The sequence below is a fragment of the Flavobacterium pedocola genome (genome assembly GCF_053764385.1).
The window spans coordinates 733,563-746,118 of the sequence record NZ_JBSNCR010000001.1; the positions used below are offsets into that span (position 1 = coordinate 733,563).

The 12,556-nt window shown below is 35.0% G+C and carries 18 protein-coding genes; all 18 read left to right on the plus strand.

Features of this window, described 5'->3' with window-relative positions; translation table 11 throughout:
• Positions 1-26 precede the first annotated feature (26 nt).
• The 18 genes from ACWPKD_RS03635 to ACWPKD_RS03720 all read left to right on the plus strand — a co-directional run bounded on the left by ACWPKD_RS03635 (position 27) and on the right by ACWPKD_RS03720 (position 12,543).
• The gene (locus ACWPKD_RS03635; protein ID WP_455411317.1) at positions 27-587 is read left to right on the plus strand and encodes a hypothetical protein; all 561 of its coding nucleotides are present in this window, start codon (positions 27-29) and stop codon (positions 585-587) included.
• A 128-nt stretch (positions 588-715) separates the two neighbouring features.
• Positions 716-1,330, plus strand: coding sequence for a hypothetical protein (locus tag ACWPKD_RS03640; protein ID WP_455411318.1), 615 nt, complete (start codon positions 716-718; stop codon positions 1,328-1,330).
• 13 nt (positions 1,331-1,343) lie between these two features.
• Positions 1,344-2,105, plus strand: coding sequence for a hypothetical protein (locus tag ACWPKD_RS03645; RefSeq protein ID WP_455411319.1), 762 nt, complete (start codon positions 1,344-1,346; stop codon positions 2,103-2,105).
• A 132-nt stretch (positions 2,106-2,237) separates the two neighbouring features.
• Positions 2,238-2,684, plus strand: coding sequence for a VOC family protein (locus ACWPKD_RS03650; RefSeq protein WP_455411320.1), 447 nt, complete (start codon positions 2,238-2,240; stop codon positions 2,682-2,684).
• A gap of 371 nt (positions 2,685-3,055) precedes the next feature.
• Entirely contained in the window at positions 3,056-3,388 is a 333-nt protein-coding gene (locus tag ACWPKD_RS03655) for a hypothetical protein (RefSeq protein ID WP_455411321.1), read from the plus strand.
• Positions 3,389-3,411: 23 nt separating this feature from the next.
• Complete coding sequence (locus tag ACWPKD_RS03660) at positions 3,412-4,062, plus strand: hypothetical protein (protein ID WP_455411322.1); 651 nt, start codon at positions 3,412-3,414, stop codon at positions 4,060-4,062.
• Positions 4,063-4,099: 37 nt separating this feature from the next.
• Positions 4,100-5,215: a hypothetical protein gene (locus ACWPKD_RS03665; protein ID WP_455411323.1), complete on the plus strand. Its 1,116-nt coding sequence runs from the start codon at positions 4,100-4,102 to the stop codon at positions 5,213-5,215.
• Between the two features lie 15 nt (positions 5,216-5,230).
• A complete protein-coding gene (locus ACWPKD_RS03670; protein ID WP_455411324.1) occupies positions 5,231-5,803 on the plus strand; it encodes a hypothetical protein in 573 nt (190 codons plus the stop codon).
• Between the two features lie 2 nt (positions 5,804-5,805).
• On the plus strand, positions 5,806-6,213 hold the full coding sequence (locus ACWPKD_RS03675; protein ID WP_455411325.1) for a carboxypeptidase-like regulatory domain-containing protein: 408 nt from the start codon (positions 5,806-5,808) through the stop codon (positions 6,211-6,213).
• A 19-nt stretch (positions 6,214-6,232) separates the two neighbouring features.
• Positions 6,233-7,195, plus strand: coding sequence for a hypothetical protein (locus ACWPKD_RS03680; RefSeq protein ID WP_455411326.1), 963 nt, complete (start codon positions 6,233-6,235; stop codon positions 7,193-7,195).
• Positions 7,196-7,222: 27 nt separating this feature from the next.
• Positions 7,223-7,765: a hypothetical protein gene (locus ACWPKD_RS03685; protein ID WP_455411327.1), complete on the plus strand. Its 543-nt coding sequence runs from the start codon at positions 7,223-7,225 to the stop codon at positions 7,763-7,765.
• A 138-nt stretch (positions 7,766-7,903) separates the two neighbouring features.
• The gene (locus tag ACWPKD_RS03690) at positions 7,904-8,311 is read left to right on the plus strand and encodes a hypothetical protein (protein WP_455411328.1); all 408 of its coding nucleotides are present in this window, start codon (positions 7,904-7,906) and stop codon (positions 8,309-8,311) included.
• 89 nt (positions 8,312-8,400) lie between these two features.
• The gene (locus tag ACWPKD_RS03695; protein WP_455411329.1) at positions 8,401-8,802 is read left to right on the plus strand and encodes an OsmC family protein; all 402 of its coding nucleotides are present in this window, start codon (positions 8,401-8,403) and stop codon (positions 8,800-8,802) included.
• 200 nt (positions 8,803-9,002) lie between these two features.
• Positions 9,003-9,839: a hypothetical protein gene (locus ACWPKD_RS03700; RefSeq protein WP_455411330.1), complete on the plus strand. Its 837-nt coding sequence runs from the start codon at positions 9,003-9,005 to the stop codon at positions 9,837-9,839.
• Positions 9,840-9,888: 49 nt separating this feature from the next.
• Positions 9,889-10,383: a hypothetical protein gene (locus tag ACWPKD_RS03705; RefSeq protein WP_455411331.1), complete on the plus strand. Its 495-nt coding sequence runs from the start codon at positions 9,889-9,891 to the stop codon at positions 10,381-10,383.
• Positions 10,384-10,444: 61 nt separating this feature from the next.
• Positions 10,445-11,380 carry a leucine-rich repeat domain-containing protein gene (locus tag ACWPKD_RS03710; protein ID WP_455411332.1) on the plus strand — a complete coding sequence of 312 codons (936 nt, stop codon included), beginning with the start codon at positions 10,445-10,447 and terminating at the stop codon, positions 11,378-11,380.
• Between the two features lie 70 nt (positions 11,381-11,450).
• Positions 11,451-12,083 (plus strand): hypothetical protein, encoded by a 633-nt coding sequence (locus ACWPKD_RS03715; RefSeq protein WP_455411333.1) that lies wholly within the window; start codon positions 11,451-11,453, stop codon positions 12,081-12,083.
• Between the two features lie 160 nt (positions 12,084-12,243).
• The gene (locus ACWPKD_RS03720) at positions 12,244-12,543 is read left to right on the plus strand and encodes a hypothetical protein (RefSeq protein ID WP_455411334.1); all 300 of its coding nucleotides are present in this window, start codon (positions 12,244-12,246) and stop codon (positions 12,541-12,543) included.
• The last annotated feature ends 13 nt before the right edge of the window (positions 12,544-12,556 follow it).

Below are 12,556 nucleotides of genomic sequence, written 5' to 3' on the forward strand. Positions count from 1 at the left end.
AAACTAGCTTAAATTAAACACATAAAATGAAAACATTTATAACGTTATCATTTCTATTATTAGTCTGTATTTCATGCGACAATAAAGATAAGCAGACAATTGATAAAGAGCCTAAATATTTATTTGATGTCTTAGATGATTCTGCTTTGGAAACCTTATCAGTTGAAAGCGATTTACAAACAAAAAAAATAAAAAATATTTATATTTTTCACGGTAATGAAAAAGTAAAAATTTGCAGTATTGATTGCACCGATAATCCTGATTTTGTAACTAAAACTCCAAGTGTTGAAAATGTTTATTTAGAAGCTAACAACATTCAAACTAATGAAAAAGGATTTAGAATAATACAACGAAATACTGATTTCAGTCCGGATATATGCTATTTGGATTTTAAATTCGAAAAAGAATGGTTTATCAAGTCTTTTGGAATCATTAATACAGGTGGTTTAAATACGAAACCGTTTATCTGTAATAAAGAAATCAATAGAAGTCTGAAAAGTTTTAACAGCCAATTTGGAAAAGAATCTAAAATTGACATGAAATATTTTGTCGAAAATTATTTTGATGGAAAGTTAAAATGTGAATAATGAAAAAACATTAGAAAAACACTTTCGACAGACCTTCTCTCCTTTCATTAATCTTTTAGGTACATTTGTAACATCACCAACAAACTTTTCACCACAATATAAAAAACGGCCGGACGATAAAAACTACCATGAAAAAGTACTTAGCCTTCATAATCGTATTAGTTGTAATCTTTGGTTTTTTCCCAAAATCGAAAGGCAGAAATAGTGAAATTCAAACAATTACCAAAACAACAGATACCGTTAAAGAAAAAGAAGAGATCGAAGCGGCTATGACCGATACTGTTCTTTTAGGTGATATCAATAATGACAAGATTACAGATACTGCTTTTATTTACACACCGCCAACTATTAAACATGTAGATGAAAACGGGGAAATACTATACCAGTTCGGTTGTGTGGATAACAATTGTTTCAACAAGATTACCTTTTCCTGTAAAATACCTGAAATCTATTTTGAAGGTTCCGTTTGGGGAGCTGTAGACAACGCAGGCGACTTAAACAAGGATGGTTATAATGAACTGATTTTTTCGCCAAATTGGTTTACAAGTTGTTGGGGAAGTCTCTATCTATACAGTTTTAATGGAAAGGAATGGAAACCAATTACAAAAGTTACTTACAGACGATGTAGTGATGAACCCTTAAAATCACATGTCATAAAAATCAAGAATAAATATTATCTGAAAGGATTGGAATTCGTGGATGGCGATGATCAAGAATATAAAGTTGAAGTGAAACTTAAATAACATTTACGTCATAATGAAATTCAAAATATTGGTTTTACTGTTTTTCCTATTCAACCTGAGTTATAGTCAAAATGAAAAACTTGACGAGTATAAAACGGAAAACATCCGAAACATAATAGCATTATTCAAACAGAAAAACATCAAAGGTATTTCAGCTATAATTCGTTATCCGTTATACAGAGAATATCCGTTAAAAAGCATTAAAAACGAAGCAGAATTCAAGCAGCGGTTCAATGATGTTTTTGACAGCGTTATCATCAGCACGATTGCCAATTCAAAAACGGAACAATGGTCTGAAGTTGGCTGGAGAGGAATCATGTTAGATAATGGTGTTATTTGGATTGACAGTGAAAAAGGAAAAATAATCCGCGTCAATTATGAGAGCAGGGCTGAAAAAAAACTAAGAGAAGGTTTAATTGCCAAAGAAATAGAAAGCGTACATCCATCCTTAAAAGTTTTTAAAACTCCTACCTATAAAATAAAGAGCAAAAATTATCTGATCAGGATTGACGAACTGGCAAATGACAAATACCGATATGCTTCCTGGAAATCGGTACAGGACGAATCTTCAAAACCAGACCTGATTTTAACCAATGGTGAATTGGAGATCCAGGGAAGCGGCGGAAATCATGTGATCACTTTCAAAAGTGGCAAGTACAAATACAACATTTACAGGAATATAATCGGAGCGGATGATGCTCCGGATATTACACTTGAAGTTGAAAAAAACGGAAAAGTAATCTTAACCGAAGACGGAACGCTGCTACTGGATTAAATAACTTTCAGACAGGTGTGAATTAGAGAATTCCGCTTTAAAGTCTTCACTCCTATGCGGCTTTTCTTTGAAACTTTTCGGTAAATTTGTAAGTATCAGCACTAAAATCCGTTAAACCCTAAACTTCAGGTCATGACAAAACATAATTTGCTTCGGATGGACAATGTCGGAATTGTGGTGGAATCGCTTGACGATGCCATCGCTTTTTTTCTTGAACTCGGTCTGGAATTAGAAGGAAGAGCTATGATTGAGGGCGAATGGGCCAGTCGTGTTACTGGAGTTGCTAATCAATCAGTGGAAATTGCCATGATGGTTACACCGGACGGAAACAGCCGGCTGGAGTTATCAAGATTCATCAACCCGAAAGTTATTGAAGACCATCGCAATGCGCCGGTGAATGCTTTAGGCTATTTACGCGTTATGTTTGCGGTTGCAGACATAGACGACACACTTGCCAGACTTTACAAACACGGTGCACAACTTGTTGAAGAAGTAGTGCAATACCAAGACGCTTACAGACTTTGTTACATTCGTGGCCCGGAAGGGATTTTAATCGGAATTGCTCAGCCGCTTAAGTAACTTATGGCTTGGTTTAAGCGGTAGCTATTTTCTGTATATTTGTATGCAACAGCAATAAAAATCGACAGTTTTGGCGATATGAAAAAAGGATTTAAAAAAGCGGCATACATTTTCAAATACCTGACTATTTTATTTACGGTAGTGTATTGGATTTACATCATCATAGATGATTGGGTATTAATTGAAAATTATTGGCCGGAACATTGGCTTGAATATATCGGTCTGTGGTTCGTTTGGTTTTTGCTATACTTTTGGGTTTTTTCTTTGTATTATTGGATTACAGCAACCGTAATTATTTTTATTTACCACAAGTTTATTTTAAAATCTAAAAACACCGATTTACCCAAACACAAAACGGATCAATAAACAACATGAAATACGAATTGCAAAAGCTTACTGTTCCTGATAATTATAAAGTCGTACAAAATGTTTTTTTTACCTATGATCCGGAAACTGATTACAGTGAAAATGAAAACCTACTGTATCTTTCCGAAGATTTATTACAGTTAAAAAATGAAAAGCTCAATTTAATAATTGATTTAGGTTGGTACGGGGAAATATACAGCAATAAAGGAACCTTCAAATTATATGTAATAGAAAATCAGGATTGGGAAAATCCAGTTATTACTGAAGCTTCAAAGTCCCAAAAAATCATCACTGAAAAACTTGAGAAGTTACTATTGAACTTAGAATCCCGTTACTAAAACAGCCAATTTTAAAAACTACTATGAAATACCTATTTTACGCAGTAACAATAACATTTGTCTTTTGGAGCTGTGAAAAACAGTCAACAAAAAGTACAACGAACAAAAAACCAGTTTCTGCTACACAGATTGTATCGACTAAAGAGCAACCGCAGGACATTTACATAAAAGACAAATCACAATATGACCCGGAATTTATTAAAGGCCTTGCAAGCTACACCCAACCAATCAAACTCGTTGACAACTACATTCTAACCAGTAATGACACTACCTACTTCCCTACTGACCTTATCCTAAACAAAAAAACTGTTTTCCAGGGAACTAAAGACAATAATAAATTCATACTGGCCGTTACAAGAAGTAATCTGACAAACCTAAACTTCGAGTTTCAGCTCTTGGACAAGGAGAATAAAATTATTGATTCTAAATCGGGAAAAGCCATATTGGGTTCGTTGTTTTTCTTTGCCTCAGAAATTGACACCGATGACGAATCAGGTGACGGTTACGGAAGCTCGGAATATTGGTACAAAACGGGCGACTGCTGGTTTTCCATAAGAATCGGATTCGAGTTGGATGATAATGGAAAACAACGAGCAAAGCTTAATTACGGTTGTGAAGATAAAAATAAGCCGGCTTTAAATTTAGATGATTGTCCGACACTTAGGTCAGAATAAAATAACACCCTAATTCAAAACAAAAAGACAACCGATAATGAAAAACATTTTCAGACTTTTTCTCCTTGTAACGTTCACATTGGTAAGTTGTACCAAGAATCAAGCGGTTTCCGAAAAAGAAACATCCGAAATTGAAACATCGGATAACAACGTCGCAACAGCCGATTTTAAAGCTGAATCTAAAAAAATCAATGACTTTCTGAAGCAGTACGAAGAACCGTCACAGGTTTTCAAAGTGACGGCTGGTAAACCCACAAAAGTAATAGGCAAACAAGGAACAATTATTTCTATAAATCCTGCCGACTTAGTAATGGAAAACGGTCAGGCAATCGGGAAAAACATTGAAGTGGAATTAAAAGAACTGACCAATCAGGAACAACTTTTCCGGACTAATGCACCAACCACTTCAAACGGAAAATTGCTTGTGTCCGGTGGTGCTTACTATATCAACATTACTTCCGGCGGGGAACAGCTAAAACTAAAAGAAGGTAAAACCTTATCGGTAGAATTCCCTAAGATCACTTCAAAGGAGATGGCTTTATTTTACGGTGAGCGAGATTCTTTAAGGCAACTCAACTGGCAAAGTGCCGGACAGAATTTTGTGAGCAAACCAAAACAGCCAGCTGAAACGGCTCCAGCAGAAGTAGATTCACTACTGACTGAACCGGAGATGGACGATTTATATGCGTACCTGAAAAAAGATAATAAGAGGCCTTTGACCAAAGAAGAAAAGAAAGCGGCTCGAGACAATAAGAAAAATTCTATACTTGAAAACAAAGTTTATAAAGCCATTAATTTAAAACAATTCGGTTGGATCAATTGCGACAGATTTTACGACATCCCAAAAAAAACGGATTTACTATACGCTTTCGATGAAAAGGAGAGTGTTTCAAATGCTACTGTTTATCTGATTTTTAAAGACATGAACAGTGTAATGCAAAACAGTTTCATTTCGGTTAAAAACAAAAATTACAATTCAGTATTTAGGGATATTCCTGTTGGTGCAAAGACACAACTCATTGCATTTTCAATCAAAAACGGAAAGACTTACGCTTACAAAACTGCGTTGACAATCAAACCAAAGGAAAGCATTAAACTGACACTTAAGGAAACAAGTCAGGATGAAATAGAAAAGTTATTTGATTTAAACTAACAACAACAATTTATCATGAAGTATCCTTTGAAGAAAATCCTGATTACGTTACATATCAGTTGCGGGATTCTTCTTTTATTGAATTTCGTTTCAAATAAAGTTTGTGGGGTTACCCTCTATTTTGCTTATTCCCAAATCATTAAATATTGTTTTCTGATTTCCGGAGTTGTTTTATTTTTTCTGGTGAATAGAAAACTTAAGGCCTACTTTTCAATCTATATCTTTTCCCCGATAGTTGCATTGTTAAGTTTACTGTTTGGCCTTGCCGGAATAGTTTTTATCTTCATGATGATTGCTCTTATATGGCCTAAAAGTGAGATTTCAAATTCAAACAATTATATTTTATACGCAAAATCCAGTGGCCCCTTGAATCTGCCGAACGAGTTTGAACTAACGGAACATAAATACTTTATTTTTGAAAGGAGGCTGGCTGAATTCAAAAACCGTGAGTATAATGAGGATTTAGAAAATTGTGAAATCAATGTAGTAAATAACTTGGCTCACATTACGTTTACTGTTGAAGACCGCGATTATACAACTGACCGAATAACAAAAACTGACGCAGAAATCAAAATTGCAATTAAGTAAAAATGAAACCTATTTTTTACATACCGTTTTTTCTTTTTTCTTTTTTCTCCTTTGGACAGGAAAGAATCGTTTCCGGAAAAGTTACTGATGAAACCGGTAATCCGATATATGGTGCCGGAATCCTAATTGACCGATCAAAAGGAACGACTACAGATTTTGACGGAAAGTATTCTTTATCAGCGAAACCGAGCGATACTTTGGTTTTTAATTTCATCGGAATGAAGACCCAAAAAATTGCCGCAACTAAAAATGTAATAGATGTAAAACTGATATATGAAGAGAATCTTCTGAAAGAAGAATTCGGCCCTCCTATCAGACCTCCTAAAAGAAACCCTATTAGCTCACCCGCAAGAGAAATAACGGCTGAAGAAATAAAAAATACAGACAAGCCGAAGGGACGTTCCAAATAAATTTAAGTAACACACAGAAATGGGCCAAAGAGCAAATTATATCCTAAAAGACGGTAATCAACTGACAATCCATTACAATCACTGGAGAGCGAATTGCATTGCACCTGACCTCTACCTCGGAGAGAAAAAATTTTTAGAATTTGTACAGGAATGCCAACTTGACGATGAGATTATCGATGAGCCCTGGATTGAAGGCTGCGTCATTATAGACCAAACCAATAAAGCGTTACATTTTTGGTCTTTTGAATTCTCAAGGGATACCTCAGTGATTGAATACTATCTGAATCAGCTTTCAAAAAAATGGAGCGGCTGGAAACTCAATATTTTGAAAAACAGAATGTACGATGCTGAACAGGTATTAGGCATTGATTACATTTCAAAACAGGAATTTAAACCGATTGACAGAGCTTCAAAAGAAGAAATACTTGTTGACAAACCGGTTGACTGGTGCACAACATCCGTAATTATAAAAGAAGAATTATCTCTGTTCATAACGATGATCGGGAATTTTAACCTCGAAAAGATTATCAGTTACGGCCAGGAGATTATTCCAGAAATCAAAAACAAAAAGAACTACGATTTACCAAAAGAAGGTGAAAACGGAAGCTATCAATGCATCGTTATTGATCAGGAAAAAAGAAAAGTCTTCATCACTGAGAGTTCATTGGGCTTATCAGAATCCTGTAAAGATTTTTGGAGTGATTATGACCTTGTATTTGGTGACTTTGGTTATATTGAAGCATTAAGACTTGCGGGCATCGACACTTCAGAACTATTGTTACCGAAAGAGGAAATTGAAGCGCAATTTGCAGAAATGGTTCAAAATGATGACAATTTCAATCCCTTTGAACTGGCGGAATTCATCAAACAGGAAAATACCGATGTTGAATTTAACCCGGCCTTTTTCGACAATGTCAAACCTAAAAAATCCTTAGTTGACAAATTGAAAATTGGTTTTAAAAAAGTCTTCGGACAAAAATAATACAACAGCACAAACAACACATCAGAAATGAGGATTAGAAATTTCACACTGCTTCTGTTTATAGTATTGACCACAAATTTCCTTTCTGCACAAAGCATTGAAGGCTTCTTGTTTAGTGATTACAAGGTCAAAAAAACAACTAACAAAAAGAAAGCAAAAATAGATTTCAACAGTAATAAAACCGCAAAAAGATATAAAACGGCAATTGCGGATGAATACACATCGGGGAAAGTAAATTTTGCAGGACATTACATAATTTGCACCTGGGGTTGCGGAACAGGCTGTCTTGACGGTGCAATGGTTGATGTTACTAATGGTAAGGTCTATAACGTTCCAATGGGAGAATCCAGATACTTTTATGGTTGTGTATTTGACGAAGGTGAAGATTGCCTGGAATTTCAGGATGACAGCAGGCTTTTTATAACCCAGTATTGCGTTCAGAGCAATGACACAGATGAAAAGGATATTCAGCAAAAAGAATACTTTGTGAACATCTGGAATGAAAAAACAAAGCAGTTTGAATTTATAAAATCAGTCAAAACAAAGAAAACCGTTCCCACCGACTATTAATGTTTTATTACCCAAACTGATTCAAAAAAACCCTTTACTTCTACCCTGTTTTTCTTACGGAATTTTCGGTATATTTGTTACTGTTAATGCTAAAAAACCAAAGGTGTAACGGCTATCGGACCCCATAACCACTTTTAGATGATCAATTTGAAAAACCTTATCACAATCCTTTTTTGTCTGGCAATCCTAAGTTGTACTTCCACAAAAAAAACAAACGGAACCGATCCTAAAAAAATCACCGGTATCTGGACGGAGAGCTGGGTATCAATTATTGATGACACGAATGATGTAGATTATCTTGATACACTCAAAATTGATATAGACAGCCAAAAAAACATTGTGATTAAATGTATAAACAGAAAGAATTATAAGTATTCCAATATCATTCTAAGAAATGACTCTTTACAATTTCAAATGCAAAACCTGAATACCGATAACTTTTATCTGTATTACAAACTCAAAATCACCTCCAAAGATTCTTTGTCAGGAAAAGCAAATATCCCAAATAATAAAGAGGCGATTATCAAACTGGCCAGGGTAAAATAAAACTATTATGACTGTGGCAGAGGTTGAAAGCAAGTTTGGGAAAGATTACAACCGCTTAACAGATTTAATAAGCCATAAATCCTAAGTTTATGAATATATCCGCTACATTGAAAAATTCATTTCAAAGAAATGACATTACTGTAAAAACCGAGAATGCTGAAAAAAGCATCACAATACCGTCAAAAGCTGAAGGATTCGGATCATCGGTTAATGGTGGGGAAATGCTTTTTTTAGCTTTAGCCACTTGCTTTTGCAATGATTTGTACAGGGAAGCTGCTAAAAGGAAAATGACCTTAGATGCTGTTGACGTTACGGTTTCGGGAACTTTTGGAAAAGAAGGTGAACCGGCAGTCAATATCTCCTATACTGCTAATGTAAAAGCCGATAATCATTCCGAAAGTGAAATAGCGGAACTCATACAATTTGTTGACTCAATCGCAGAAATCCATGCTACTTTGCGCAAAGGAATCAACGTTGTGTTAAATCAGTAAAGAGATTAAACGTTTATTAGTATTTACAACAACAATGTAGGCTAAAATATCAGTAAATAAAGCTATTAACATAGGACAGTTGGTTGTAAACCTTTACTCCTTTTTTCAACTTTCTCTTTTCAACTTTTCGGTATATTTGTAAGCAAAGTAATTAAAATCACAACGCTTTAAAGTCGCGGTACATTAGCATCAACAAAACAATGAAACATACCTTTTCAATCCTTGCCGCTTTTCTTTTTCTGATTTCCTGTCAGAAGAACGAACCCAAAACAGACAACCTAGCACAACAGAAAAGCAACACTGCAGAAGATCTGCATAAAGAAATCAAATCCATAATTAACGGAGAATGGTATGAAACAGGTTATATCGAAGATCTTAAAAAAACGAAATCCCCTTTTCAGTCCCAAAATGCGCTGGCCTGGATGGTTCAACTGGACATTGATACAGCACAAATAACCGGCGATTCACTTGAAGTTAGTGCACCGGGTATTCATGAAGGTTATGGTTTCAAAATCCTGTTTAAACAAGGGCTGACCAAAAATTCAGTTAAGACGAACATTATCAATTATGATAGCGAAACGGACTTTTTTGAACTGGGTTACGACATTTCAAACCGCGATACCACACTGATAATCAATCGCTACAACAAAAACAAAAAACTGCTTAAACAGGTAAAATACAAAAAAGCACCTAAAGGCGCTGATGATGTTTTAAAATATATGGTTAACAAAACTTTATTTTCGGGAACATACGAAACAATCGAAAATTCCGGCCAGAAAATGACTTTGACCTTTTCAGATAACGGAGCTGTAACCGGTTTTGAAAACCACAAAAAATATGAGGTAATCACCGATTTTGTTGCCGGCCCAGAAAATTACCCCGATCTTATTTGCTTTAACAATCAAACCGACAAACAAAGTTGTTACACTTACCGGATAAATGGCACTACCATAAAACTATTCGACATAAAAGAAACGGAAGATGGTGAGTACTCAACAGAACCCGGAGAACTGAGATATGAGCTTATAAAACAATAACTTCAGCTGTAAATCAGGTTTTATCATCAGTCCAAAAAACCAACATCAAATGGAAATACTAAAATTATCAAACGTAATAGGCCAGGAAATTGCTGAACTTAAATTTCATTATGTTCAGGAGAATGAATATGGTTTGCAGACATTTGATTCGTTTATAAAACTGGCGAACGGGAAACTTATCGGTATTCCAAAATTTGACGATGATGACTATCTGGAATTAAACCCGGAGGTTTTAGAATACTACACCACAAAGTTCAATACAGGGAGTTTCCTGAATAATACTGCATGGCGAAATTTAATCATCGGACAAAAGATCGAAGACTTTTTATTCTGCTACTACGATAACGAAATTGATTTTGAATTTTCGGCTTATATAAAATTATCAAATGGGTATTATATCACGGAAACGAATTCAGGTCCTGTGGGAATTACTGATGTTGATTTACAAGTATTGAATGAAAAAGAATTTCAACAGGAGATGAATCGTCTTAAGAACAATGAAATTGAGGTTCGCTCGTTTTTAAAAACCAAAAACATTTGCTAGTGTTTATTGTTGAATAACCTTCAGAAAGTTCCCTAATAATTTACACGCATGTAATTCAGAAATGAAAAAAACATTCTTTTATATAATCACACTGTTTTTTGCAGCAACCACTTCGCTGTATTCTCAGGTAACTATGTCCAAAGGAAGCTCACTTCCTAACGATTTAGAAGAATTTACCTCATTAGCGGAAGCGTTAAAAAACCCAAAAGAGGTTCGGAAATTAAATCTGTCAAGGGATAAAACCGTTACGGATTTCAAAGGTTTGGAAGAATTGGAAAATTTACAATCGCTGAATTTATCTTCAAAAGATTTAAAATATTTACCGGAAGCCGTTTGCAAACTGAAAAATCTGGTTGAGCTTAACTTAGACTACAATAATATTGAACATTTACCGGATAATTTCTGTGATTTGGTAAACCTGACTCATTTGGGGTTAAGTCTAAATAAACTTGAAAAGCTTCCTGAAAACTTTGGCGTGCTCCGTAATTTGGTTCAGGTAAGGCTTAACGGCAACAAAATAAAGTATTTCCCGGAATCCATCGGCAATCTGAAAAACCTGTACTTTCTTGATGCTTCCTCCAATAAACTGGAAGTACTTCCGGAAACATTCTGGGACTGCAACAACTTAGTAACCCTTCGGCTTAATAACAATACTATAATACGATTATCAGAACGAATCGATAATCTGGAAAAGCTTTCATGGTTATATGCCGAAAACAATTTAATTGCGTCTTTACCGGCAACATTCACAAAACTGTCAAATCTGGGGTACTTAAATCTCAGTAACAATAAATTCTCATCTTTACCTGATACTTTTGGCAACTTAACCAGTTTACATGGTTTGACTATTGAAAACAATAATATGATACTACTGCCCGACTCCTTTTTCACTATGAAATCATTGGGCGATTTACATTTGAAAGGAAATAAATTCAAAAGAAAAATTAAGCGGAAACTAAAAAAAAAGTTTAAAAAAATCCCGTTGTATTTAGACTGATACTTGTAAAATCGACGGTTTCAGAACAATCCAAAATGTACTTTCAACAACAATAGCAACCTTATAAGAAATGACCAAATTTATAGTTTTAGGACTTTTAGCTTCCATGATCAGTTGCAAAAACAACGAACAGGTTTACACCAAAGAGCAGGGAAAAAGCACTTCAGCTGAAATGAAAACTGTTGAGGATAAAAAGATCCAGACTGAAACAACTCCGGCTTTACAGGATGACTGTGACCTGCTAAAATTCCTGAACGATCCAAAAACACCAAAACTGGCAAAAGCGTTATTCGAGAATAAAGCCAAAAATGATGATGCGGCTCTGGCCTACTTTGAAAAATTAAAAAGTTCAGACACAAACGAACGAAGCTTTTATTTCAAAGTCATTACCAATTCCTATAATATTGCGGACGGCGCTTATGCAGAAGGCCTTGGCTATTCAGGGCTTAATTATGTGGAAACAAACACTTTGGACTTTATTGCTTATTTCGAGAATAAAAAATGCTTCACCGACAATGATCTCAAAACCTGGTCCAAAATAGTACTGCTCGAATTTTCCCTGCAATTTGAAAACGAAAACGACAGGAATATCGTGAACACTTTTGTTTCAAAACTGAATCAGAAATGTGCCGACTGTAATGCCTCCCAAAAAGAGACGTTACGCAAATTCAACCATTATTTAACGGAAGCATGGAATAATTAAGAAACCAGACAATAAAACCGCTCTGACCATGGTTTTAACAGTAACAAACACGCCAAATCCAATGAAATTTAAATAACACTAAAAACGATTCAGGATAATTTCTTTAACGAAAAGCAAAAAGATTGCCCGACCAAAACAAAAAAATATTTAAAAAATCGGCATGGGATTTGAATATAAAATAGTAACACGGTTAACCGCGGAACAAGTAAAAACAATCAAAAACATCGTGCAGAACGAAAAGACTTTTGATAAGAAATACGAATGCAACGGTCAGGAAATTTGGGAATTACGAAAAGACACCAATAAAGGAAAAATGCCGAATACGGGTATCATTTTTGAAGCCGATGGAATTTATATCTGCCAGTATGAAAGCCCTCATCCATTTGCATATCTTGATAAACTGAAGAATTATTTGGATAATGAAAACATTACCTATCAACTATCAGACTGTCAGGAATAAAACAGTAGCAACC